This is a genomic window from Mesorhizobium sp. M0060, assembly GCF_040323155.1.
GTDB lineage: Bacteria > Pseudomonadota > Alphaproteobacteria > Rhizobiales > Rhizobiaceae > Mesorhizobium.
The window spans coordinates 16,403-37,719 of sequence record NZ_JAMYUP010000047.1; the positions used below are offsets into that span (position 1 = coordinate 16,403).

Sequence of the window (21,317 nt, forward strand, 5' to 3'; positions counted from 1 at the left end):
TCGGCTAGAATGACGCTGGAACCAACGGACTGATTCGATGCGCGAGATCATCTTCGATACGGAAACCACCGGCCTCGACACGCGCGAGGACCGCGTCATCGAGCTTGGCGGCGTCGAGCTGGTCAACCGCTTTCCGACCGGCCGCACCTTCCACAAGTACATCAACCCGCAAGGCCGCCCGATCCATCACGAGGCGCAGGCCGTGCACGGCATCAGCGCCGCCGATCTCATCGACAAGCCGACTTTCATGGAGATCGCCGAGGATTTTCTGGCCTTCATCGACGGCGCCAAGCTGGTCGCCCATAATGCCGGCTTCGACATCGGCTTCCTCAATCTCGAATTCGGCCGGCTTGGCCATCCGGTCATCGATCCCGGACGGATCATCGACACGCTGGCGCTGGCGCGCCGCAAGCATCCGATGGGTCCCAATTCGCTCGACGCGCTCTGCCGCCGCTACGGCATCGACAACGGCCGTCGCACCAAGCACGGCGCGTTGCTCGATTCGGAATTGCTGGCCGAGGTCTATATCGAGCTCATCGGCGGCAAGCAGGCTAGCCTCATCCTCGACAGCATCATGACGCCGGCGGGTGGAAGGCAGAATGTTGACGATATCGACATTTCGATCGGCGTCAGACCGATCGCCTTGCCGCCGCGCCTGACCGATGCCGAGCGCGCAGCACACGCGGGCCTCGTCGGCAGCCTCGGCGAAAAGGCACTTTGGTTGAGGGTTGCTGGAAATTGAGAGCGCAACGCGGCACCGAATGCCGCCGGCGCCTCAAACAAAAACCCGGCGCGAGGCCGGGTTTTTCAGAACTTCACAATAGCAGGTTCAGCTCGCCTTGACCTTGCCGGCGGCGGCCTGGTCCTCGGCCAGCTTCTGCTGGAACATCTGCGCGAAATCGATCGGGTCGAGCATCAGCGGCGGGAAGCCGCCATTGCGCGTCGCCTCGGCAATGATCTGCCTGGCGAACGGGAACAACAGCCGCGGGCATTCGATGAACAGGATCGGCAGCATGTGCTCCTGCGGGAAGCCGCTGATGGCGAAGACGCCGCCATAGACCAGCTCGACGTTGAACAGCACTTCCTGGTCGAACGACGCCTTCGCGTTCAGCGTCAAATTGACGTCGAACTGCTTGTCCGAAAGCGGGTTGGCGTTGACGTTGACGTTGATGGCGATGCCGGGAGCCTTGTCGCGGCCGCGCAGCGAGTTCGGTGCGCCGGGGCTTTCGAAGGACAGGTCCTTCACATATTGCGCGAGCACGTTGAGCGAAGGCTGCGCCGCATTTCCATTACCATTGGCCGCGCCGGTCGGCGCGTCGTCTTTGCTGGCCATAAGCTGTGATCCTTTTGCCTGGGCAGCGTTGCTGACCGGATTGAAATTCGGGCGTTCGCTATCATGGCCGGCACGACAAGACAAGTTTGCAAAGGACGGGCTTTGCCGGTTGCCTTGCGGCTACTCGTCCTTGAGGCGGCGCCAGGGAGAGTCCGGTCCGCGCGCATGGTCGTCGCCGCGCGAATAGTCGCCGTCGTCGAGATCGATGGTCTTGCCGCGTTGCTTTGCCCGCAAACCGCCGCCGAAATCGGTGGCCAGCACGATGCGGCCTTTCAGCATCCGCCAGGCAAGATCGCGTACCGGCGGCAGGAACAGCAGAATGCCGAAAATATCCGAGATGAAGCCGGGGATGATCAAAAGGATCGCGGCCAGCACGATCATGGCGCCATGCGCAAGCTGGCGGCTCGGATCACGGCCGGCATCCATTTCGGCACGGACCCTGGCCATGACGCCAAAACCCTGGTGCCGCAGCAGCAGGGCACCGGCCACGCTCGAGGCCAACACCAGACCGACCGTCGCCAGCGCGCCGACCTGGCGGCCGACAATGACGAAACCGGCTATCTCCAGCAGCGGAAGCGCGAGAATGAACAGGGGAAGCAGCGAAATACGCAAATCTTGACCGATCGTTTCGATGTTTTGCCGGCCGGCGAGCAATCGCCGCTGGCACCAGAGCTGTTAGATAGGTATGGCTGCCTTTGATTTGAATGATTGCGGCATGCGTTCTATATGCTTTGGATACTGAACGCTATGTGATCGCGGCCCTTGCTTGGCCGCTGGTCCGGCCAAAGCAGGGATTGATTGGCGCAAGATATGGGCTTCTTCGACTTCGGCACAATTTTCTTTCTGATTGCGGCGGTGGTGATCTTCTTCCAACTGCGCAACGTGCTTGGCCGACGCACGGGCAACGAACGCCCGCCCTTCGATCCATATACGGCAGGGCGCAAAAACGACAAGGATGCCGCCCAGAAACCCGAGAACGTGGTCTCGCTGCCGCGCAAGCGCCTGGCGGGAGAGCCGGCGGCCGATGCCTATGTGGCGATCGATGCCTTTGCCAAGCCGGACACCGATCTCAACCGGGGCCTGCGGGCGATCAAGGACAATGATCCGACCTTCGACCCGAAGACCTTCGTCGACGGCGCCAAGATGGCCTACGCCGATGGCGACCGCAAAACGCTGAAGAACCTTTTGTCGCGCGAGGTCTATGACGGCTTCGTCGCGGCCATCGGCGACCGCGAGGCAAAGGCCGAAAAGATCCAGTCCTCCTTCGTCGGCATCGACAAGGCCGACATCGTTTCGGCCGAGATGAAGGGCAGCGAGGCGCACATCACGCTGCGCATCGTCAGCGAACTGATTTCGGCGACCCGCGATAAGGCCGGCGCCGTCATCGACGGCGATCCCGAGACCGTCGCCGAAGTCAAGGACGTCTGGACCTTCGCCCGCGACGCGCGCTCGCGCGATCCGAACTGGAAGCTCGTCGCCACCGAAGAAGAAGATTGAATGCATGTCGCCCAAAAGTGCACAGCGGTTTGGGACAACGACATGCATAAAAACAAAGACCTAAAGCGCGTCGCGCGTTAGGCGACGGCGAGGCTCCGGTGTCGCTATCTTCCTCTTTCAGCAGAAAATCCTTTGACCAGCTGCCCGGCTGGGACGAGGACGACCATCTCCCGGTGTTCGCCGCCTTTCGCCGCTCGGCCTTTCATGTCCTGACGAAACCCTACCGCTCCGGCGCGCTCGGCATCGATTTCAACGCCTTTGCTGAAGCCTATGCCGAAGCACGCACCGTTTCGCCGGCGAATCGATTCGAGGCCCGAAGCTTCTTCGAGCGCCACTTTGTGCCGGCCCATATAGAAGCAGAAAACGGCGGCTTCGGCCTCGTCACCGGCTTTTACGAGCCCGACGTCGAAGCCTCGCCGGTGCGCACGGACCGATTTTCGGTGCCGCTGCTGTCGCGCCCGGCCGACCTTGTCGATATCGACGGTGCCAATCGTCCTTCCGGCATGGACCCTTATCTCGCCTTCGCTCGCCAGGCGCCGAACGGCCCGGTCGAATATTTCGACCGCGGCGAAATCGAACGCGGCGCGCTTGCTGGAAAAGGCCTGGAGATCGCGTGGCTCGCCGACAAGGTCGACGCCTTCTTCATCCACGTACAGGGCGCGGCACGGCTCAACATGACCGATGGCAGGCTTCGCCGCATCACCTATGCCGCCAAATCCGGCCAGCACTTTACCGGGCCGGGCAAGATCCTGAGCGACATAGGCGAAATCCCGCTGGAGAAAGTGACGATGCAGTCGATCCGCGCCTGGTTCAAGGCGCATCCGGAGCGCATCGACGAGATCCTGTGGCGCAACCGCTCCTACATCTTCTTCCGCGAGATGGGCGTCGACGACCGGGAGCTCGGCCCGATCGCTGCCGCCAAGGTGCCGCTGACACCCGGCCGCTCGATCGCCGTCGACCGGCTGCTGCACACATTCGGCACGCCTTTCTATATCGATGCGCCGTCGCTGACCGCCTTCGACGAAAAACCGTTCCGGCGGCTGATGATCGCGCAGGACACCGGCTCGGCGATTACCGGGCCGGCCCGCGGCGATTTGTTTGCCGGGTCGGGCGACGCGGCCGGCGAGATCGCCGGCGTCATCCGCAACGCCGCCGATTTTTATGCGCTGATCCCCCGGTCGCTGGTTTCAGGAGCAGACCGATGACCCGGCACATCGACAGGCTGAGCGAGGACGACCGGATTCTATGGAACCTGGTGGCGCGCACGGCAAAACCGCTGAAGGGCAAAACCGCCGTCGAAATTCCACACGTCGGGCCGGAGATCGACGAGGCCAGGCACGCGCCGCCGCCGGCACAGGTCGCGGCCAATCCTGCCGCGGCCGCAAAACCGAAGGCGCAACATGTTTCCCACGCACTCGACGAACCGACGCTGGACAGACTGTCGAAGGGCCGGCTGCCGATCGAGGGCCGCGTCGACCTGCATGGCCTGACCCAGGACGAAGCCTATTCGCTGCTGTTCTCCTTTCTGCACCGGGCGCATGCCGGCGGCATCCGCTATGTCCTGGTGATCACCGGCAAGGGCTCTTCGTCGGGCGGCGATGGCGTCTTGCGGCGCGCCGTGCCGTCATGGCTGTCGACGCCCGCCTTCCGGCCCCTCGTCTCCAGCCACGACCATGCCGCCCGCAACCATGGCGGCTCGGGCGCGCTCTATATCCGCTTGCGGCGGGCGCGCTCATGAGGACACACCCATGAGGATGCACCTATGAGGATGCGCTTGTGACCCCGTTCGGCGAAAAACTTCGCGTGCTGAGAAGCGAGCGCGGCGTCAGCCAGAAGGACATGGCCAAGGCGATCGGCGTCAGTGCGGCCTATCTGTCGGCGCTGGAACACGGCCGCCGCGGCGCGCCGAGCTGGACGCTGATCCAGAAGATCATCGGCTATTTCAACATCATTTGGGACGAGGCCGAGGAACTGGCGCGGTTGGCCGAAACCTCGCATCCGCGCGTCAAGCTCGACACGTCGGGCCTTAGCCCGGCGGCGACCGAGCTTGCCAATCTCTTGGCCGACAACATCGAAAAGCTCGACGAAGCCGAGCTTCGCCGCATCATTGCGTCGATCCGCGCCGCGCTGGCACAGCCGAAATGAGTTGCTTTGTTACTGGACCGAGCCGACCAGAACCTGCTGGCCGCCGCGGATCGAGACCCAGCGGCCGGTATTGTCAATCGCCTGCCGCTTGAGGAAACGATAGCCGGTCTGGTCCCAGGAACGGACCTGGTCGGTCAGATTGTCGAGGATGTAGTCGCCCTTGTCGGTGCGCACCGTCAGCACCGCGTGGCCTTCACCGTCGGGCTTGCGCACGACAGTCATCAGCAGATCGGCAAACGACACGCCCAGCCGGTTCAGCTCACGGCGCTTTTCCAAGACATAGTCCTCGCAGTCGCCAACGCCCTTGTCGGGATAGGCCCACACCTCGTCCTTGCCATAGATGTCGAAGTCGCTCATCGGCTTGACGGCGGCGTTGACCCGAGCGGTGACGCTCATGAGCTTGCGCCACAGCGCGCCGGTCATGCTGGCGGGCGACAGGTCCTTCGGGCGGACCGAGCATTCGGACGGGTAGGTCTTGCAGAAATCATAATGGCCGATCGGCTGCGAGGTCGGGCCCCCTGTCACCATCGGGCTGGCTGCCGATGCCGAACTGGCCCAACCTGCTGCCATTGTCAGCCCAGCCAGCGCGCACAGGCGCAGCGTTCTCGCCATTGGTGAGGAAATCATTGTCCCCGCTTGTCCCTTGTTATTAACGAAACGTTAAGGGGTATTTACAGTCCGTGTCAATTATGAGGATGGATTGATTTTGCGGCATGGTTACCCGCGTGGCGCCAACGCGACTATTGTGCAACAGCTCGAATGGACTACACCGGTTCCAACCGGTAATTTTAGCGTTGGCCGACCTGATGCGAAGTCGCGGGCGCAGCATCATCGTCGATCGCCTATTTCTTGCCGGCCCGGACCAGTTTTGGCTTCACCGCAACGCGGTTCTGACGGCCATAGCTGGTAATGAAATCAACGATGCGCGGCACGATTTCGGAGCGGAAGCGCGAGCCGTTGAATACACCATAGTGGCCGACCGCCGGCTGCATGTAATGGGCGTGCCGGTCGGCCGGGATGTTGACACAGAGATCGTGCGCGGCCTTGGTCTGGCCGAGGCCGGAGATGTCGTCGTTCTCACCCTCGACGGTGAACAGGGCGACATTGCGGATCGCCGAAGGGTCGACCGCAACACCGCGATGCGTCATTTTGCCCTTGGGCAAGGCCTGGCGGACAAAGACGGTGTCGACCGTCTGCAAGTAGAATTCCGCGGTCAGATCCATCACCGCGAGATATTCGTCGTAGAATTCGCGGTGCTTCTCGGCATTGTCGCCGTCATGCTTCACCAGATGCATGAAGAAGTCCTTATGGGCGATGATGTGGCGGTCGAGGTTCATGCTCATGAAACCCGAAAGCTGCAGGAAGCCGGGATAGACCTCGCGGCCGAAGCCCGGCACCGGCCAGGGCGCGCGCATGATGACGTTGTCGCGGAACCAGTCGATGCCCTTTTCTTCGGCCAAGAGATTGACCGCCGTCGGGTTGCGGCGCGTGTCGATCGGGCCGCCCATCAGCGTCATCGTCGAGGGCACGAAAGGATCGCACTTGGCTTCCATCAGCGCCACCGCCGCCAACACCGGCACCGAAGGCTGGCACACCGCCATCACATGGGTGTCGGGGCCTAGCGCATGCAGCATGTCGACGATGTAGTCGATATAGTCGTCAAGGTCGAAGCTGCCGTCGGCGAGCGGCACCATGCGGGCGTCGACCCAGTCGGTGATATGCACGTCGGCATAGGGCAGCATCGCCTCGGCCGTGCCGCGCAGCAGCGTCGCATAGTGGCCCGACATCGGCGCCACGATCAACAGCTTCGGATCCGGCCGGCGCCCGGCAGGAACCGCCCGCTCGAAACGGACCAGGTTGCAGAACGGTCGCGACCAGACGGTGTGTTCGCTGACCTCGACGTTTTTCCAGTCGACCACGGTCTTGGTCAGGCCGAATTGCGGCTTGCCATAGCGGCGCGTCGTGCGCTCGAACAATTCGGCTGTTGCTGCAATCGAGCGGCCCCAGGACGTGTGTGAAATCGGATTGAGCGGATTGGAGTAGAACAGGCGCACCGTATCGGCATAGAGGCGGGCCGGCTGCAAAGCGGCATGGTTCAGTTCGTAAAGCTGGTAGAACATCGAGAACCCCGCTGCCGACTGCGATCGAAGGGCCGACGAGCAGCGCCGAGCCTTGTGTCTTGCGGGAGGTTAGCAACAATCTGCTGCGATGCAATACGTCAACTTGCGTGATTTATGCTCGTTCTTTCGTCCAAGACGTTGAGAATCCGCCTTCAATGGCAACAGCCGGCTCAATGTGCACCTGCGAAGGCGTAGCAGAGAGTACGGCTATCGGTACGATCATCGGAGGAGGTGTCCGGCCGTGGCGACCGGACCGTTAGACGCGTGCCATGCAGACAGCGGTATGGCCCGAGCTGATGAAGCCGAGCTGACTGGCGGCGCCCTTCGACAGATCGAGCATCCGGCCCCTGATAAACGGGCCGCGGTCGTTGATGCGCACGACGACACTGCGGCCATTGTTGCGGTTGGTCACCTTCAGCTTGGTGCCGAACGGCAGGCTGCGATGCGCTGCGGTCAGCGCCGACGGGTTCATGCGTTCGCCGGAAGCGGTTCTGGAATGCAGTGAGTACCAGGAGGCACGGCCGCACTGCGCGGCGGCGCTGGCAGTGGATGCGCCGACCATCAGGCCAGCCGCGATCGTGGCCGCGACAAGCGCGGTCTGATTGCTTTTGTTCATGTGTTGGGGACTGGCTCCGTTGACAGACCCGCAGCGGTTAGGGGCGAATGAGGCAGCAAATGCGGCAATGATCTGTCGGTTCCATGGCAATGTTACACGTTTGGAGTCGGCGCGAAACAATTTGTCATAGAGTTTCCGCAGCGCAGCACAGCTTCCTTGATGATCTTTGCATCGATCTGCGGATGTCTTGCGCAAGATCGGAGGTTAGCATCTAAGTAGAAGCTGGCGTGACCGAGCCACTTCTTCTCGCTATTCCATTCCGGCCGGAGCGCGGCTGATGATCGACTTGGAAAGGAGTTTTAGCAATGAGATTGATCAAAAATCTGCTAGCCTTGATTGTGCTCGCCATCGGCGTGCTGTGGTCATTGCAAGGCATCGGCCTTGTCGGCGGCAGCTTCATGACCGGCCAGTCGCAATGGCTCTATACCGGGGTCGTGATGGTGCTGGTCGGCCTGGCGGGATTGGCCTGGGCGAACCGTTCGCGGATTTGAGAGGACGTCGATCCTCGGGAGCCGCTGCGGCACAGACATGCCGAGCCGGTTACCGCGACCAGTATTGCCAGCCCCAGTAGAAACTTTCGTCACGCGGCGGCAGGCGGTTGCGCTCGGCATCCAGCTGGACCGGCGTCGGCGATTTGCGTTCGTCTTCAGGCGGCTGTTTGTCCCCGGTCCTGACCAGGCGAAGCCAATGGCCGAAATGCGCGAACAGCACAGCGGTGGAATGGGTCATCGTCATATGTCTCTCCTGGTGTGTCTCTCCTGGCCCCCAGTCATTCCCGTCCCGCCCACGGCACGAGCCCGCGCTCGATCCTGCGGATGACGAATTCGAGCCCGAAGGCGATCACCGCGATCACCAGTATGCCCATCACCACCACGTCGGTGACCAGGAACTGGGCCGCCGACTGGATCATGAAGCCGAGCCCGCGCGTTGCCGCCACCAGCTCGGCGGCGACCAGCGTCGACCAGCCGGCGCCGAGTGCAATGCGCAGACCGGTCAGGATCGAGGGCAGCGCGCTGGGCAGGATCACATGCCGGACAAGCTGCATGCTCGTCGCGCCGAGCGAGCGTGCCGCATTGATGCGCTCCTGCGAGACGCCGCGGACGCCCGATGCCGTCGACAGTGCGACCGGCGCCAGCATGGCAATGGCAATCACCAGGATCTTGGAAGGCTCGCCGATGCCGAACCAGATGATGACCAGCGGCAGGTAGGCAAGCGGCGGGATCGGCCGCAGGAATTCGAGCAGCGGATCGAAGATGCCGCGCCCGACGGTGCTGATGCCGATCGCCAGCCCGATGGGAACGCCGACGACAAGGGCGGCGATCAGCGCCGCGAATACTCGGCCTAGGCTGGCGGCGATATGCTGAGCGAGTGTCGCGTCGACAAAGCCGTCGCGGGCGACGACGATAAATTTGCTCCATACCGCCACAGGCGACGGAAGAAAAACCGGCGACACCAATTGCAGGCGGGCCGACAGCGCCCACGCCGCCAGCACCACCAGAATGGTGACGGCGCTGACCACGCGTGCCGAAACCCCGCTGCGTTTCGGGCGCGGCCGCGACCACGGCACCGACAGCGCGTCGGCTTCATCGTCAACCTTGGCGAGCTTGCTGGCCGGCCGTTCGCTATAGGAGGAGATGGTCACGCCGCCTCTCCTTCGAAGATCGCGTCGGTCAGTTCGCCGCGCCGCCGCAAAGGCGGGATCGGCCTTGATGCTGCGAATGGCCTCGCCGGCTGCATAGCGCCGGCTGAAGCCGGTTTCGAAACTCCGCACCACCCGGCCCGGGCCGGGCGCCAGCACAATGATGCGGGTGGCGAGCACCAGCGCTTCCTCGATACCGTGCGTCACCATCAGCACGCCGACCTGGCTGGCGGTCCACAGATCGAGCAGCGTCGTCTGCATGCGTTCGCGTGTCAGCGCGTCGAGCGCGCCCAAAGGCTCGTCGAGCAGCAGGAATTGCGGTTCGGCGGCCAGCGCCCGGGCCAGGCCGACGCGCTGGCGCATGCCGCCGGAAAGCTCCCAGATGCGCTTGTCGCCGGCACCGTCGAGCTTCACCAGGGCCAAAAGTTTGTCAGCGTGCCGCGCCCGTTCACTTGGCCCGACACCGCGCAGCCTGAGAGCAAAGGCGACATTTTCCCGCGCGGTCAGCCACGGAAACAAGGCATCGTTCTGGAACACGACGGCGCGGTCCGAGCCGGGCGCGATGATCGGCCTGCCGCCGATCGCGGCTCTGCCGCGCTCCGGCGCCACCAGCCCCGCCGCGACATTGAGCAGCGAGGTCTTGCCGCAGCCGGAACGGCCGACCAGCACGACGAAGTCATCCTTGGCGACATCGATCGACACATTTTCGACCGCCGGCGCCGGCTGACCGTCATAGCGAACCGAGACTTTGTCGAGCACGAGATGCGTCATGAGAACCTCGTCGATATTCCGAATCTGTCTGCCCCGAAGCCGCTCCTCGTAAGCGGTTCGGGGCAGGGAGCACGCGGCGTCAGGGAAGGAGAACCGCGCGCATTGGCGTCAGTTCGAGGCAAGCGCCTCGCTGACATATTTCGACGAAACGTATTTCGAATAATCCGACAACACGGCGTCGATCTTGCCCTGCTCCTTGAGGAAGGCGGATGTCGCCTCGACCGCCTTGACGGTGCCGCCGCCGAGGAACTTGTCCGATGCCTGCTCCTCGAGCGTCGGGAAGACATAGCCTTTGAGCAGTTGCGGCACGTCCTCCAGCTTGGCGCCGGTGATCGTGGCGATCTTCGCCGCCTGCGGCGACGTCACCGACCAGGCGTCCGGCTTGGCCAGGAACTCGGCATAGGCGGCGCCCGTCACCTTGACGAAGTCGCGCACGGCTTCCGGGTTCTTCTCGGCGAAATCGGTGCGCACGATCCAGGCGTCGAAGGTCGGGGCGCCCCAGGCGGCGACCTGCGAGGAGTCCAGCACGACTTTGCCCGACGTCTTGACTTGGCCGAGCGCCGGATCCCAGACATAGGCGGCATCGATGTCGCCGCGCGCGAACGCCGCCGCGATTTCCGGCGGCCGCAAATTGAGAATCTCGACCGACTTCGGGTCGATGCCTTCATGCTTCAGCGCGGCAAGCAGGCTGTAATGCGTCGTCGAGACGAAGGGTACCGCCACCTTCTTGCCGGCAAGGTCGGCGACCTTCTCGATGCCGGCGCCGTTGCGGGCGACCAGGGCCTCGGAATCGCCGATCAGCCCGACGATGAAGATGGTCTGGATGGGAAGCTCGCGGCTCGCCGCCGCCGCCAGCGGGCTCGATCCGACATAACCGATGTCGACCGAACCGGAAGCGACGGCGGCGATCACATCGGCGCCGGAATCGAATTTCCGCCAGTCGATGACCGCCTTGGTCGCGCTCTCGTAGGCGCCGTCGGCCTGCGGCACCTTGGAGGGTTCGACGACCGTCTGGTAGCCGATGGTGATCTTGAGGTCCTGCGCATGGGCTGGGCCGAGAAGGGCGGCACCAGCCAGAGCCGCCGAGGACAGGAGAACGATGCGTCGCGAAATGGTGGACATGAAAGGCTCCTTGAAAACAGAAAAACCGGATCGCCCTTCATAGTCAGCTAAGTCTATAATCCTTGTAGAGTAAAATCCTTCCAACCATTGCCGGCTTGTTAGAAAAAAGCCGTCGGTAACGCGGCGCGAAGGCGGATGTGGCGGCTGGGGATTGCTCTGCTGCCATGACGGCCGGCAGTCGGTAGCGGACGGGAACGGTGCCGAAGCTCCGGTGCTTCGCACCTGTTCGAACCACGGGGACGGAGGCCTCGGCAATGTCGAACGTTTGCGATTTGCCCCGAAAGGAGCGATCGACGTTCGCCACACTGGCGCTTCGCGTCTTTCGGGCGACCGGCGAATGCGCCGTCAGCCGCAAACAAGAATTTTCCGTTTTGGCGCGTTCACCGGCAAATCCATGCTGCGAACGGCCGAGTAATTGAAAACGAATTTCCTGTGTTAAGGGATAAGTCTAGTATTCTTATCGACATTGAAGGATGGAGAGGACGATGAGCGACGACACCCTCCTTATTGCCGCGCGCAGCATGCATTGGCCTTCAAAGTCACGGGTAGAAGCCGCTGCCGGTATTCTCGCCGATCGGGACATTCCTGTCGCCGGGCGGTTTGCCGGTGTGCCATTGGCGGAGGCTTCTGTGCTCCCAAGGGCGCAAGCCCCGGCCAAAATGGCCATTGCGGCTTGAAAACGAAGCAAAATCAACGTTTCCCGGCTTGTATATCATGTCACTAGAATTTATCTGTAGTGACAGCTTGGACGCGGCGGGGAGGCACGCCAGGCGTTTCGCAACCGGTGGCCTTGCGCCATCGCATGACAGAGAAACGTTCGGGTTATGCTCACGAAAAAAGGTAAGTACGGTCTCAAGGCGCTCGTCCATCTGGCGCGCCTACCGGTTGGACAGCTCGCCTTCGTCAACGACATCGCCCGCGGAAACAACATTCCGAAAAAGTTCCTCGATGCCATCCTTGGCGAATTGCGCAATGCCGGTTTCGTCCAGAGCCGCAAGGGCAAGGAGGGCGGCTATCGCCTGGCGCGCCCGGCGGACGAGATCAAGGTCGGCCACGTCGTGCGCGTGCTCGACGGGCCGCTTGCACCGATCCCCTGCGCCAGCCGCACCCAGTATCAGCGCTGTGAAGATTGCAACGAGGCGACATGCCAAGTCCGACATCTGATGCTCGAGGTCCGGCAGGCGATCGCCGAGGTGCTGGACCAGCGCAGCCTCGCCGAGATGCGCGATATCGCCGGCGACGAAGATCTTTCGGTTGCGTTGAAAATCCAGGCCTGAATCAACAAAGCCTGACCCGACAATTCCGGAACCAACGGCCCCCGAGACAATTGGTGCGCGCATGACCGGCCGCGCAAATTCAATTATCATTGTTGGCGGCGGCGCCAGCGGCGTCGTGCTTGCCGCGCATCTCCTGAAATCGCCCAATCCCGATCTCCGCGTCAGCCTGATTGAAAAACGCCCGCATTTCGGACAGGGCATCGCCTATTCAACGCTGCTGTCGGCGCATGTGCTGAATGTCAGCGCGGCCGGCATGAGCGCCTATGCCGACGATCCCGGCAACTTCTCGCGCTGGCTGCTTGCACGCGGCCTGGCAACGCCCGAGCAGGCGCCGGTCTACGCGCCGCGCAGCGTCTACGCCCGCTATCTCAAGGAGCTGCTCGACGAACTCGAGGCGCGTGAGCAGCAGACAGGCCGGCTGCGCCTGATCCGCGAGGAGAGCCTGTCGATCTCGCCAACCGCGTCCGGCGTCGAGGTGGCGCTGGCCAACGGCACCAGCGTCGTCGCCCATCTTGCCGTGCTTGCCACCGGCCATGACGAGGAGCCGGGGGCCGGGCAGGGTCACGCGATCAGGATGGGGTCGGAGGCCGACACCGCGCTCGACCCCGACAGCCGTGTCATGGTGCTGGGCACCGGCTTGAGCATGGTCGACGCCTTCCTGTCGCTCGAACAGCGCGGTCATCGCGGCGAGATCGTCGCGGTTTCCAGGCGCGGCCTGCTGCCGTCGCCGCATCGCAAGGGCAACCCGATCAGGCTCGACGTGGCCGATATCCCGCTCGGCACCCAGCTTTCCTATTTCGTCGGCTGGTTCCGCGACCTGATCCGGGAGAACCAGAAGGCCGGCGTCGACTGGCGCGACGTTGTCGACGGTCTCAGGCCGTTCAACCAGAAGATTTGGCAGAACTGGCCGTCCTCGGCCAAGCGCCGCTTTGTCGAGCACACCAAGGCCTGGTGGGACATCCATCGCCATCGCATGGCGCCGGAAGTCTACGCCCGCGTTACCGAGGCGGTGCAAGCGGGCCGCATCCGGCTTGTCGCCGGGCGCGTCGTCGACATCGCCGCCGGCGACGGCTTCACCTTGCAGGTCCAGTCCCGCCACACGCAGCGCCTCGAAAGGTTCGACGTTGCCCGCATCTATGATTGCACCGGCATCGCCCGGGACATCTCGGCAACCTCGAACAGCTTGGTGCGGTCGCTGGTCGACCGCGGGCTGGCCCGGCCGGATCCGCTGCGGCTCGGGCTCGACGTAAGCGCGAATTGCGAGGTCATCGCCAGCGACGGCACGGTATCGGCCAAGATCCTCGCCGTCGGGCCGCTGACGCGCGGCACCTTCTTCGAGATCGACGCCATCCCGGACATTCGCGTGCAGTGCGCGCGGCTGAGCAAGCAGCTGCTGGGCTAACGGGTCGATATTCAGGTGATGCCGGCCTGCAAACGGCGGTTTTCTGCGCTTCCGGTGCTCACGGACCCGAATGTCCGCTCCGCTCCGGTTCTCGAAACCCACCATTTTCGGCTCGGCCTGACCTGAATCTCAACCCCTTACTGCGCGCCTGGCAAATAACTGGAATCCCATTCCTCGTCTGGCCGTCGGATTGGCACGATCTATCTTCTTTCCAACTGCAAACGGCTGGAAAAGACGGTAGGTTGCCGTCTTCCAGGGCGGTTGCTCATCCTGGCAACGGAGCATCTGACATGAGCAAGCACAAGATCGTGGCACAGGACGATGCATCGTCTCGCCTGCGCCCGCCCTATGCCTCGGTTCTCGACCTGATCGGGCAGACGCCGATCGTCGAGCTGACCAAATTCGACATCGGCAAGTGCCGGCTGTTCATTAAGCTCGAAAGCCAAAATCCCGGCGGCTCGATCAAGGACCGCATCGCGCTGTCGATGATTGCCGCCGCCGAAAGACAGGGCAGACTGAAGCGCGGTGGCACCATCGTCGAGGCGACTGCCGGCAATACTGGTCTCGGTCTCGCCCAGGTCGGCATCCCCAAGGGCTATCGCATCATCCTCGTCGTCCCCGACAAGATGTCGCGCGAAAAAATCCAGCATTTGCGGGCGCTCGGCGCGGAGGTGCGGATGACGCGTTCCGATGTCGGCAAAGGCCATGCCGAATATTATCAGGACATGGCCGAGAAGATCGCCGCCGAGCTGCCCGGCGCCTTCTATGCCAACCAGTTTGCCAACCCGGCCAATCCGCACGCCCACGAGACCACGACTGGGCCGGAAATCTTCCAGCAACTCGAAGGCGATGTCGATGCGGTTGTCGTCGGAGTTGGCTCCGGCGGCACACTGACCGGGCTCGGCCGCTATTTCGCAAAGGTCTCGCCGAAGACCGAGATGATCCTCGCCGATCCGGTCGGCTCGGTGCTGGCGCCCTTGATCAAGACCGGCAAGATGGTAGAGGCCGGAAGCTGGACCGTCGAAGGCATCGGCGAGGATTTCGTCCCGCCCAATGCCGATCTGTCGCTGGTCAGGAAGGCCTATTCCATCCCCGACAAGCAGAGCATGCTGGCGGTCCGCGACCTGCTTTCCAAGGAAGGCATCCTTGCCGGCTCGTCGTCGGGCACGCTGCTTTCGGCGGCGCTGCGCTATTGCCGCGAGCAGACCGTGCCGAAGCGCGTCGTCACCTTTGTCTGCGACAGCGGCAACAAGTATCTGTCGAAAGTGTTCGACGACTTCTGGCTGGCCGAGCAGGGCCTTGCCGAGCAGGAGCAGCATGGCGATCTGCGCGATCTGGTGATGCGCTCGCACCGCACCGGCGACACTGTGTTTGTCGGCCCGGACGAAAGCCTGCTCAACGCCTATGGCCGCATGCGCCGTTCGGATGTCTCGCAACTGCCGGTGCTGGACGAGGGCAAGCTCGTCGGCATCATCGACGAAAGCGATATCCTGGCCAAGGTCGAAGGCCCCTATGACAGCCGCTGGGACCGCTTCAAGGCCCCGGTTAGTACGGCCATGACCTCTACCCTGCACACGCTGCAGGCCAGCCAGACGCTGGACGCGCTGCTGCCGGTGTTCGACCGCAACGAGGTCGCCATCGTCTTCGACGGCGACGAGTTCATTGGCCTGATAACCCGCATCGACCTGATCAACCATCTGAGGCGCGCCCGATGACCGTCAAAGCCACCATAACGGGCAAAAACCGCCTCGCCTTCTCGACGCGCACCATCCACGGCGGCCAGAGCCACGACCCGACGACCGGCGCGGTGATGGTGCCGATCTATGCCACCTCGACCTATGGCCAGCAGAGCCCCGGCGTGCACAAGGGCTTTGAATATGCCCGCAGCCAGAACCCGACCCGCTTTGCCTTCGAGCGCGCGGTGGCCGACCTCGAAAGCGGCACCGCTGCCTTCGCCTTCGCTTCCGGCCTGGCGGCGATCGCCACGATTTTCGAACTGCTCGACTCGGGCGCCCATATCGTCGCCACCGACGACATTTATGGCGGCACGTTCCGGCTGCTCGAACGGGTGCGCAAGCGCTCGGCCAACCTCCAGGTCGACTTCGTCGACTTCACCGATCTTGCCGCGGTCGAGGCGGCGATCCGACCGGAAACCAAGATGCTCTGGGTCGAGACGCCGACCAACCCGCTGCTGCGCGTCGTCGATCTCGAAGCGGTCGCGGCACTGGCCAAGCGCAAGGGCGTGATGTCGGTTGCCGACAACACCTTCTGCAGCCCCTATCTGCAGCGGCCGCTGGAACTCGGCATCGACATATCAGTGCATTCGACGACGAAATACCTCAACGGCCATTCCGACATGGTTGGCGGCGTCGCGGTGGTCGGCGACAACAAGGATCTGGCTGACCGGCTGAAATTCCTGCAAAACGCCATCGGCGCCATTTCAGGGCCATTCGACAGTTTTCTCGCGCTGCGAGGCCTGAAGACGCTGGCGCTCAGGATGGAGCGCCATTCCTCGAACGGCCAGAAGATCGCGCACTGGCTGGAAAGCCGCCCCGACATCCGTCGCGTCATCTATCCCGGCCTTCCCAGCCACCCGCAGCATGGCATCGCCAGGCGACAGATGCACGCCTTCGGCGGCATGATCACGGTCGAGCTCGACCGCGACCTCGCCGGCACAAAACGCTTCCTCGAACACACGCAACTGTTCACGCTGGCCGAAAGCCTCGGCGGCGTCGAAAGCCTGATCGAGCATCCGGCGCTGATGACACACGGCTCGATCCCGGCACAAAAGCGCGCCCAGATCGGGATTTCGGATTCGCTGGTGCGGTTGTCGGCTGGGATCGAGGATGGTGACGATTTGATTGCGGATCTGGATCAGGCGTTGGCGAGTTGAGCGGAGTGTGCCAGAGCTTGGCTTCACTCGCGATGATGAGGCGGAGGCGCCAGGGCGGGTTCGCATCGGTTTCAGAGCCTCGGGCTAGCCTAGGCGGTTCCATTGGCCCCCAACATTTATTAGGTACCCGACGCGAACCTTTTGGATGGCTCTCTCATTTTCCGGAACTATGCCAACTCCGATCGGAAGATTTCCAAACGGAGCGTGGTTTTTGCCTGCAAGATGCAGGAGCATCGTTTCCGTGACATCCGTCAAGCTGGCGACCCATGCCGACATAAAGGCGGTCAGATCGGTCTCATCTATCGGAGTCTTGGAGTGTACCACCCTGATCGACGGCCGCGTAACTGTCCCATTTAAATTGAGGCAAAAATCCTGTGCTATAACCCGCTGATCATCTTTGCGGTGTTCGACACAATGGCGGGCGTTGCGAACTTGATGCGCAAACTTCGCCAACTCCCGAGCAAAGACTGTTGTGACGTCATTCTCGCCAAATTCCTTCATTAGGACTGAAGTCAAACTATCCGGCCATTTTCCCGCAGCTTTCATTTGCGGACCGTAAAAAACCTCCGCGAGGCGATAAATCGCTTGGAGAGCGTGCTCCGCTTTTTGAATGAAAGTGTTCGCTCGAGTTTCGACCTCCGTCACCGCGGGCAATCGTGTGGAATCCTTGGAGGAGTTCACCTCTGCGATTTGCCTCGCCTCATCAGTTTCGAGCTGGGACAGGATTTTCTGTGCCGCTAAGAGCTGGGTCATGATGTCGGCGGAGGTCGAAATGCCGAAGTCTCTTGTCTTGGGGTCCGGAAAATGGGCTTTTGGAAAAAGTCGGCTAGCCGAGAGTAGGGTCCGGGCCACGATATCGGACTCGGAACCGGCATCAGCAAACAATTGCTGGGTGTTGGGAAGGTCAATGTTCGTGCGATCGGGATCAAGTTGATCCGCCAGTTTGATCGAATGTATGGAATGTTCCTTGACAAGAAACATCGAATCCGTGGTCACGACCATATCAATGAGTTTTCCGCCGTCGTGACCAATGGTCATCGAAAAGGCTGACTCACGCTTCCGGTCGATTGGGCGTTTCAAGACTTTGTCTATTGGAGGTTTGCTCATAGTCTCGAATGTCGTGCGTGTCTGGTCGCCTGAAAAGTGCCGATGCTACGAAATCGCAATTAGAAGCGTGCGCCTCATTCCCCCGCTCATCTTACTGCGAAAATATACCAGCCTTCTGAGCCTGCATTACGGCCTCATAGCGCCTTGAAATCTCATTCAGTGGCAAAACTTGGCTATCGTCGAAACAATCCTCCCATGCCGCAGCCCATTGATAAAATGTCGACTTGGCGCGATCCCCCTCCTCATTCCGAATATGAGTGCGTAAACGCGCATCCTCACCAGCACCGTTGTAGGTCAGAAACAAAGCGTCCATGAAACTGGAATACGCTTCAAAAAATTTGTCATCAAGAAGATAGCGGTAGATATATACTAGGTGATCCAAGTCTCTTTTTGTATCAATTATCTCAAGGGGAGAGAGTTTTTTCCAATCCCAATCCAGCGATAATAGCAAAATAACCTATTTATTTGAGGTGAAATCCTATCATAGATTTCTATCCTTTTCTCCACTAGCTTTCGGCTAGCCCATTGCTTTTGTTCGATTTCCTTGAGCGTCCGGCTAATTCTCCAACCTAGAATAGCAACCACGATCGGCGTAAGCGCCGATATAACAAGTTTCGCAATTTCCATCTGCTTCCCCCGCTTCCCTCGGGGAACAAACTACATTGTGCACAAATGCTCAAGCTCCACCTCCAATAGTCCCGCCGCCGACGCTTTTGGCGTGAACGATCGCCGATTGATGGAAGGCTGGCGGTTCCGGTTGACCCCGACCGCATTCGGCAGAATTGTACGCTCCATCCAGTTGCCGACGAGCATTACCCATGACCACCCCCACGCGCGACCCACCAAAACCCAGCGAGCCCCTCACCTTCGCGGTGCTGGTCTTCCCCGGCTTTCCGATGATGGCGTTCAGTTCGGTCATCGAGCCTTTGCGTGCGGCCAATGTGCTGGCCAAGCGGGACTGCTATCGCTGGATTATCGTCGGTCCAGCCAAAGGCCCCGTCGAAGCCTCGAACGGCGTCGTCATCCAGCCCGGCTTTTCCGCCCATGACGCGCCGAAGGTCGATCGCATCGTCGTCTGCTCAGGCGGCGATGCCGATCATCTCGTCGCGTACGATGCCGTGAGCTGGATCCGCAAGAGCCTGCGCGGTGGCGCCCATATCGGCGCGGTGGCGGATGCGGCCTTCTTTCTGGCGCGGGCCGGCCTGCTCGACGGCCATGCCTGCACCTTGCACTGGACCAGCCAGGCCGCCTTCACCGAGGCGTTTCCGGACATTGAGCTGCGGCGCGATCTCTATGTCATCGACCGCAAGCGCTTCACCTCGGCCGGAGGCATCGGCAGCCTCGACATGATGCTGGAGATCGTCACCAACGACTATGGCGCCGAACTCGCGGCCGGCGTCGCCGAATGGTTCGTGCACAGCCCGCTGCGCTCCAGCGTCGACCGCAAGCTGATGCCGCTGCGCTTACGCACCGGCGTCCAGAACGAGCTTGTGCTGTCGGCCATCGCCATCATGGAGGATGCGGTGGAGGAGCGGCTCGGCATGGCGGAGTTGGCAAATAAGCTCGGCGTCTCCTCCGACAAGCTCGAACGCAATTTCCGCTCCGAACTCAGCATCTCGCCCAATGGCTACTACCGCCGCCTCAGGCTGAAGCGCGCCGCCGACCTTCTGGCGCATTCGACGCTGATGGTGCGCGACGTGGCGCTCGCCTGCGGCTTCGCCTCGATGTCGAGCTTTGCCCGGGCGTTCCGGGAAGAGCATGGCCATGCGCCGAAGGTGATGCGGAGGCAGTAGTTCCTTGCGAGACGTTGGCGGGACAGCGCCCCTCTCTGCCCTGCCGGGCATCTCCCCCACAAGGGGGGAGATTGGCCGTCGCCTCCGCTTTCGCCAATTGCCAACGTCGCAAGAGTAGCGCCATCATCGAAGCTGCCGATCTCCCCCTCGTGGGGGAGATGTCCGGCAGGACGGAGAGGGGCAAGAAGGATCGCCGGCGCGTCGGGGCTGCGGCATCCGGCACAACATATGCGGCATCTCGCACAGCCTCTACGCGGCGCATAGCCCATCCTCGCCGCTTCCAGGAGGCACCCATGAGCATTGTCGTTTTTGACCCCGACAGCACCGAGGACGTCGATTTCAAGGACCGCATGCGCCATCCGGCGGCGGCCGATCCGGCCGGCGGCATGTGGCTGTCCGATACCGAGCCGTCCTTCATCGACGCCGACGCGCTGCGCAAGGGGCGCCTTGCCAAGCTGCGTGCCTGGATGCGCGAGGCCGGCTATGGCGGCGTCGTGCTGTTCGACCCCTACAACCAGCGTTACGCCACCGGTTCGCGCAACATGTTCGGCTATTTCCTGCGCAACTCGACGCGCTATTTCTTCATACCGACCGAAGGGCCGATCGTGCTGTTCGAATATCCGCAGAGCTACCATGTCTCGATGGTGCTCGACACGATCGACGAGGCGCGTCCGTCCAAGCTGGTATGGTCCTCGGTGTCGGGCCGCGACGACGAAACCGCGGGTCCCTTCGCCGACGAGATCGCCGATTTGCTCAAGGCGCATGGCGGCGGCTCGATGAAGCTCGGCCTCGACCGCTGCAGCCATCTGCAGGCGCTGGCGCTCGAAAAGCGCGGCTGCGACGTCCGCGATTGCCAGGGCGAGATTTTGGCGGTGCGCGCGGTCAAGACGCCCGAGGAAGTAAAATGCCTGCAGGTGTCGATGGCCGGCGCCGAGGCCGCCGTCTATGCCGTGCGCGAGGCGATCAAGCCCGGCGCTTCCGAAAACGACCTGTTCGCCATCATGTATGGCGAGGTGATCCGCCAAGGCGGCGAGTTCATCGAAACCCGTTTGCTGACCTCGGGCCAGCGCACCAATCCTTGGTTCAACGAAGCGAGCGGACGCAAGATCAGGCCGGGCGAACTCTTGGCGCTCGATACCGACACGATCGGCTGCTACGGCTATTATTCGGATTTCTCGCGCACCTTCCGCTGCGGCCCGGGCAGGCCGACCGATTACCAGAAGTCGCTCTACAAGATGGCGCACGACCAGGTTCAGCACAACATCTCGATCGTCAAGCCGGGCATGGCGTTTCGCGAGATTGCCGAAAAGGCCTGGAAAATTCCCGACCGCTTCGTCGACCAGCGCTATACCTCGGTCATGCACGGTGTCGGCATGCATGGCGAGACGCCGTTCATCGCGCACGCCATGGACTATGAAACCTATGGCCGCGACGGTTTTGTCGTGCCCGGCATGGTGGTCAGCGTCGAAAGCTATATCGGCGAGAAAGGCGGCCGCGAGGGCGTCAAGCTGGAGGACGAGATCCTGATCACCGAAACCGGCACCGAACTCCTGTCGCGCTTTCCTTATGAGGACGATTTCCTTGACAGGCAGGTTTGAGTGC

The 21,317-nt window shown here is 62.2% G+C and carries 23 protein-coding genes and 1 pseudogene; 13 read left to right on the forward strand and 11 right to left on the reverse strand.

The features are described 5' to 3' along the window. The first annotated feature begins 37 nt into the window (after window positions 1–37). Window positions 38–742, forward strand: coding sequence for a DNA polymerase III subunit epsilon (gene dnaQ, locus NKJ94_RS28705; protein WP_352529958.1), 705 nt, complete (start codon window positions 38–40; stop codon window positions 740–742). An 87-nt stretch (window positions 743–829) separates the two neighbouring features. Here dnaQ and secB read toward each other — a convergent pair whose 3' ends face one another. Continuing rightward, window positions 830–1,333 carry a protein-export chaperone SecB gene (gene secB / locus NKJ94_RS28710; RefSeq protein WP_352529960.1) on the reverse strand — a complete coding sequence of 168 codons (504 nt, stop codon included), beginning with the start codon at window positions 1,331–1,333 and terminating at the stop codon, window positions 830–832. A 120-nt stretch (window positions 1,334–1,453) separates the two neighbouring features. After that, window positions 1,454–1,945, reverse strand: coding sequence for an FxsA family protein (locus NKJ94_RS28715; protein ID WP_352529962.1), 492 nt, complete (start codon window positions 1,943–1,945; stop codon window positions 1,454–1,456). Between the two features lie 198 nt (window positions 1,946–2,143). On the opposite strand from NKJ94_RS28715, the gene NKJ94_RS28720 reads away from it, so the two are divergent. The 4 genes from NKJ94_RS28720 (at window position 2,144) to NKJ94_RS28735 (ending at window position 4,975) form a co-directional block, all read left to right on the forward strand. Continuing rightward, the gene (locus tag NKJ94_RS28720) at window positions 2,144–2,830 is read left to right on the forward strand and encodes a Tim44/TimA family putative adaptor protein (RefSeq protein WP_352529964.1); all 687 of its coding nucleotides are present in this window, start codon (window positions 2,144–2,146) and stop codon (window positions 2,828–2,830) included. A gap of 98 nt (window positions 2,831–2,928) precedes the next feature. After that, window positions 2,929–4,035 carry a murein transglycosylase A gene (gene mltA / locus NKJ94_RS28725; RefSeq protein WP_352529966.1) on the forward strand — a complete coding sequence of 369 codons (1,107 nt, stop codon included), beginning with the start codon at window positions 2,929–2,931 and terminating at the stop codon, window positions 4,033–4,035. Continuing rightward, window positions 4,032–4,568 carry a Smr/MutS family protein gene (locus tag NKJ94_RS28730; protein WP_352529968.1) on the forward strand — a complete coding sequence of 179 codons (537 nt, stop codon included), beginning with the start codon at window positions 4,032–4,034 and terminating at the stop codon, window positions 4,566–4,568. Before mltA ends, NKJ94_RS28730 begins: the two co-directional genes overlap by 4 nt. Window positions 4,569–4,606: 38 nt before the next feature. Beyond that, entirely contained in the window at window positions 4,607–4,975 is a 369-nt protein-coding gene (locus tag NKJ94_RS28735) for a helix-turn-helix domain-containing protein (RefSeq protein WP_352529970.1), read from the forward strand. A 9-nt stretch (window positions 4,976–4,984) separates the two neighbouring features. On the opposite strand, the gene NKJ94_RS28740 is transcribed toward NKJ94_RS28735, so the two are convergent. The 3 genes from NKJ94_RS28740 to NKJ94_RS28750 all read right to left on the reverse strand — a co-directional run bounded on the left by NKJ94_RS28740 (window position 4,985) and on the right by NKJ94_RS28750 (window position 7,711). Next, on the reverse strand, window positions 4,985–5,602 hold the full coding sequence (locus NKJ94_RS28740) for a transglutaminase-like cysteine peptidase (RefSeq protein ID WP_352529972.1): 618 nt from the start codon (window positions 5,600–5,602) through the stop codon (window positions 4,985–4,987). A 215-nt stretch (window positions 5,603–5,817) separates the two neighbouring features. Continuing rightward, window positions 5,818–7,095: a polyhydroxyalkanoate depolymerase gene (locus NKJ94_RS28745; protein ID WP_352529974.1), complete on the reverse strand. Its 1,278-nt coding sequence runs from the start codon at window positions 7,093–7,095 to the stop codon at window positions 5,818–5,820. A gap of 256 nt (window positions 7,096–7,351) precedes the next feature. Then, window positions 7,352–7,711, reverse strand: coding sequence for a septal ring lytic transglycosylase RlpA family protein (locus tag NKJ94_RS28750; protein WP_352529976.1), 360 nt, complete (start codon window positions 7,709–7,711; stop codon window positions 7,352–7,354). Window positions 7,712–8,016: 305 nt separating this feature from the next. Here NKJ94_RS28750 and NKJ94_RS28755 point away from each other — a divergent pair, with 305 nt between their 5' ends. Next, window positions 8,017–8,202, forward strand: a complete 186-nt coding sequence (locus NKJ94_RS28755) for a hypothetical protein (protein ID WP_352529978.1) — start codon at window positions 8,017–8,019, stop codon at window positions 8,200–8,202. A 49-nt stretch (window positions 8,203–8,251) separates the two neighbouring features. Here the strand turns inward: NKJ94_RS28755 and NKJ94_RS28760 are convergent, their stop codons facing one another. The 4 genes and pseudogenes from NKJ94_RS28760 to tauA form a co-directional block, all read right to left on the reverse strand. Beyond that, window positions 8,252–8,446, reverse strand: coding sequence for a hypothetical protein (locus NKJ94_RS28760; RefSeq protein WP_352529980.1), 195 nt, complete (start codon window positions 8,444–8,446; stop codon window positions 8,252–8,254). A 34-nt stretch (window positions 8,447–8,480) separates the two neighbouring features. Next, window positions 8,481–9,353, reverse strand: a complete 873-nt coding sequence (locus tag NKJ94_RS28765) for an ABC transporter permease subunit (protein ID WP_352529982.1) — start codon at window positions 9,351–9,353, stop codon at window positions 8,481–8,483. Next, window positions 9,350–10,121, reverse strand: a pseudogene (locus NKJ94_RS28770) (taurine ABC transporter ATP-binding protein). The gene NKJ94_RS28765 and the pseudogene NKJ94_RS28770 overlap by 4 nt, the downstream one beginning before the upstream one ends. Before the next feature lie 108 nt (window positions 10,122–10,229). After that, window positions 10,230–11,243 carry a taurine ABC transporter substrate-binding protein gene (gene tauA / locus NKJ94_RS28775; RefSeq protein ID WP_352529984.1) on the reverse strand — a complete coding sequence of 338 codons (1,014 nt, stop codon included), beginning with the start codon at window positions 11,241–11,243 and terminating at the stop codon, window positions 10,230–10,232. Between the two features lie 485 nt (window positions 11,244–11,728). Here tauA and NKJ94_RS28780 point away from each other — a divergent pair, with 485 nt between their 5' ends. The 5 genes from NKJ94_RS28780 (at window position 11,729) to NKJ94_RS28800 (ending at window position 16,815) form a co-directional block, all read left to right on the forward strand. Next, a complete protein-coding gene (locus NKJ94_RS28780; RefSeq protein ID WP_352529986.1) occupies window positions 11,729–11,920 on the forward strand; it encodes a hypothetical protein in 192 nt (63 codons plus the stop codon). Between the two features lie 147 nt (window positions 11,921–12,067). Then, complete coding sequence (locus NKJ94_RS28785) at window positions 12,068–12,520, forward strand: RrF2 family transcriptional regulator (protein WP_352529988.1); 453 nt, start codon at window positions 12,068–12,070, stop codon at window positions 12,518–12,520. Window positions 12,521–12,581: 61 nt separating this feature from the next. Further along, the gene (locus NKJ94_RS28790) at window positions 12,582–13,922 is read left to right on the forward strand and encodes an FAD/NAD(P)-binding protein (RefSeq protein WP_352529990.1); all 1,341 of its coding nucleotides are present in this window, start codon (window positions 12,582–12,584) and stop codon (window positions 13,920–13,922) included. Between the two features lie 290 nt (window positions 13,923–14,212). Beyond that, window positions 14,213–15,637: a pyridoxal-phosphate dependent enzyme gene (locus NKJ94_RS28795; RefSeq protein WP_352529992.1), complete on the forward strand. Its 1,425-nt coding sequence runs from the start codon at window positions 14,213–14,215 to the stop codon at window positions 15,635–15,637. After that, window positions 15,634–16,815 carry a cystathionine gamma-synthase gene (locus tag NKJ94_RS28800; RefSeq protein WP_352529994.1) on the forward strand — a complete coding sequence of 394 codons (1,182 nt, stop codon included), beginning with the start codon at window positions 15,634–15,636 and terminating at the stop codon, window positions 16,813–16,815. The genes NKJ94_RS28795 and NKJ94_RS28800 overlap by 4 nt, the downstream gene beginning before the upstream one ends. A gap of 84 nt (window positions 16,816–16,899) precedes the next feature. Here the strand turns inward: NKJ94_RS28800 and NKJ94_RS28805 are convergent, their stop codons facing one another. Together NKJ94_RS28805 and NKJ94_RS28810 are read right to left on the reverse strand one after the other, a co-directional pair. Beyond that, window positions 16,900–17,922, reverse strand: coding sequence for a hypothetical protein (locus tag NKJ94_RS28805; RefSeq protein WP_352529996.1), 1,023 nt, complete (start codon window positions 17,920–17,922; stop codon window positions 16,900–16,902). 91 nt (window positions 17,923–18,013) lie between these two features. Beyond that, window positions 18,014–18,373, reverse strand: coding sequence for a hypothetical protein (locus tag NKJ94_RS28810; RefSeq protein WP_352529998.1), 360 nt, complete (start codon window positions 18,371–18,373; stop codon window positions 18,014–18,016). A gap of 367 nt (window positions 18,374–18,740) precedes the next feature. Here NKJ94_RS28810 and NKJ94_RS28815 point away from each other — a divergent pair, with 367 nt between their 5' ends. Together NKJ94_RS28815 and NKJ94_RS28820 are read left to right on the forward strand one after the other, a co-directional pair. Further along, window positions 18,741–19,715, forward strand: coding sequence for a GlxA family transcriptional regulator (locus NKJ94_RS28815; protein ID WP_352530000.1), 975 nt, complete (start codon window positions 18,741–18,743; stop codon window positions 19,713–19,715). Between the two features lie 293 nt (window positions 19,716–20,008). Further along, window positions 20,009–21,313 (forward strand): M24 family metallopeptidase, encoded by a 1,305-nt coding sequence (locus NKJ94_RS28820; RefSeq protein ID WP_352530002.1) that lies wholly within the window; start codon window positions 20,009–20,011, stop codon window positions 21,311–21,313. Window positions 21,314–21,317 lie beyond the last annotated feature (4 nt).

What these genes read in the sequence shown, in the direction of transcription:
- dnaQ (WP_352529958.1), top strand. Translation starts at nt 38, where the DNA reads ATGCGCGAGATCATCTTCGATACGGAAACCACCGGCCTCGACACGCGC.
- secB (WP_352529960.1), bottom strand. Translation starts at nt 1,333, where the DNA reads ATGGCCAGCAAAGACGACGCGCCGACCGGCGCGGCCAATGGTAATGGA.
- NKJ94_RS28720 (WP_352529964.1), top strand. Translation starts at nt 2,144, where the DNA reads ATGGGCTTCTTCGACTTCGGCACAATTTTCTTTCTGATTGCGGCGGTG.
- NKJ94_RS28730 (WP_352529968.1), top strand. Translation starts at nt 4,032, where the DNA reads ATGACCCGGCACATCGACAGGCTGAGCGAGGACGACCGGATTCTATGG.
- NKJ94_RS28740 (WP_352529972.1), bottom strand. Translation starts at nt 5,602, where the DNA reads ATGATTTCCTCACCAATGGCGAGAACGCTGCGCCTGTGCGCGCTGGCT.
- NKJ94_RS28745 (WP_352529974.1), bottom strand. Translation starts at nt 7,095, where the DNA reads ATGTTCTACCAGCTTTACGAACTGAACCATGCCGCTTTGCAGCCGGCC.
- NKJ94_RS28750 (WP_352529976.1), bottom strand. Translation starts at nt 7,711, where the DNA reads ATGAACAAAAGCAATCAGACCGCGCTTGTCGCGGCCACGATCGCGGCT.
- NKJ94_RS28755 (WP_352529978.1), top strand. Translation starts at nt 8,017, where the DNA reads ATGAGATTGATCAAAAATCTGCTAGCCTTGATTGTGCTCGCCATCGGC.
- NKJ94_RS28760 (WP_352529980.1), bottom strand. Translation starts at nt 8,446, where the DNA reads ATGACGATGACCCATTCCACCGCTGTGCTGTTCGCGCATTTCGGCCAT.
- tauA (WP_352529984.1), bottom strand. Translation starts at nt 11,243, where the DNA reads ATGTCCACCATTTCGCGACGCATCGTTCTCCTGTCCTCGGCGGCTCTG.
- NKJ94_RS28780 (WP_352529986.1), top strand. Translation starts at nt 11,729, where the DNA reads ATGAGCGACGACACCCTCCTTATTGCCGCGCGCAGCATGCATTGGCCT.
- NKJ94_RS28785 (WP_352529988.1), top strand. Translation starts at nt 12,068, where the DNA reads ATGCTCACGAAAAAAGGTAAGTACGGTCTCAAGGCGCTCGTCCATCTG.
- NKJ94_RS28790 (WP_352529990.1), top strand. Translation starts at nt 12,582, where the DNA reads ATGACCGGCCGCGCAAATTCAATTATCATTGTTGGCGGCGGCGCCAGC.
- NKJ94_RS28795 (WP_352529992.1), top strand. Translation starts at nt 14,213, where the DNA reads ATGAGCAAGCACAAGATCGTGGCACAGGACGATGCATCGTCTCGCCTG.
- NKJ94_RS28800 (WP_352529994.1), top strand. Translation starts at nt 15,634, where the DNA reads ATGACCGTCAAAGCCACCATAACGGGCAAAAACCGCCTCGCCTTCTCG.
- NKJ94_RS28805 (WP_352529996.1), bottom strand. Translation starts at nt 17,922, where the DNA reads ATGAGCAAACCTCCAATAGACAAAGTCTTGAAACGCCCAATCGACCGG.
- NKJ94_RS28815 (WP_352530000.1), top strand. Translation starts at nt 18,741, where the DNA reads ATGACCACCCCCACGCGCGACCCACCAAAACCCAGCGAGCCCCTCACC.
- NKJ94_RS28820 (WP_352530002.1), top strand. Translation starts at nt 20,009, where the DNA reads ATGAGCATTGTCGTTTTTGACCCCGACAGCACCGAGGACGTCGATTTC.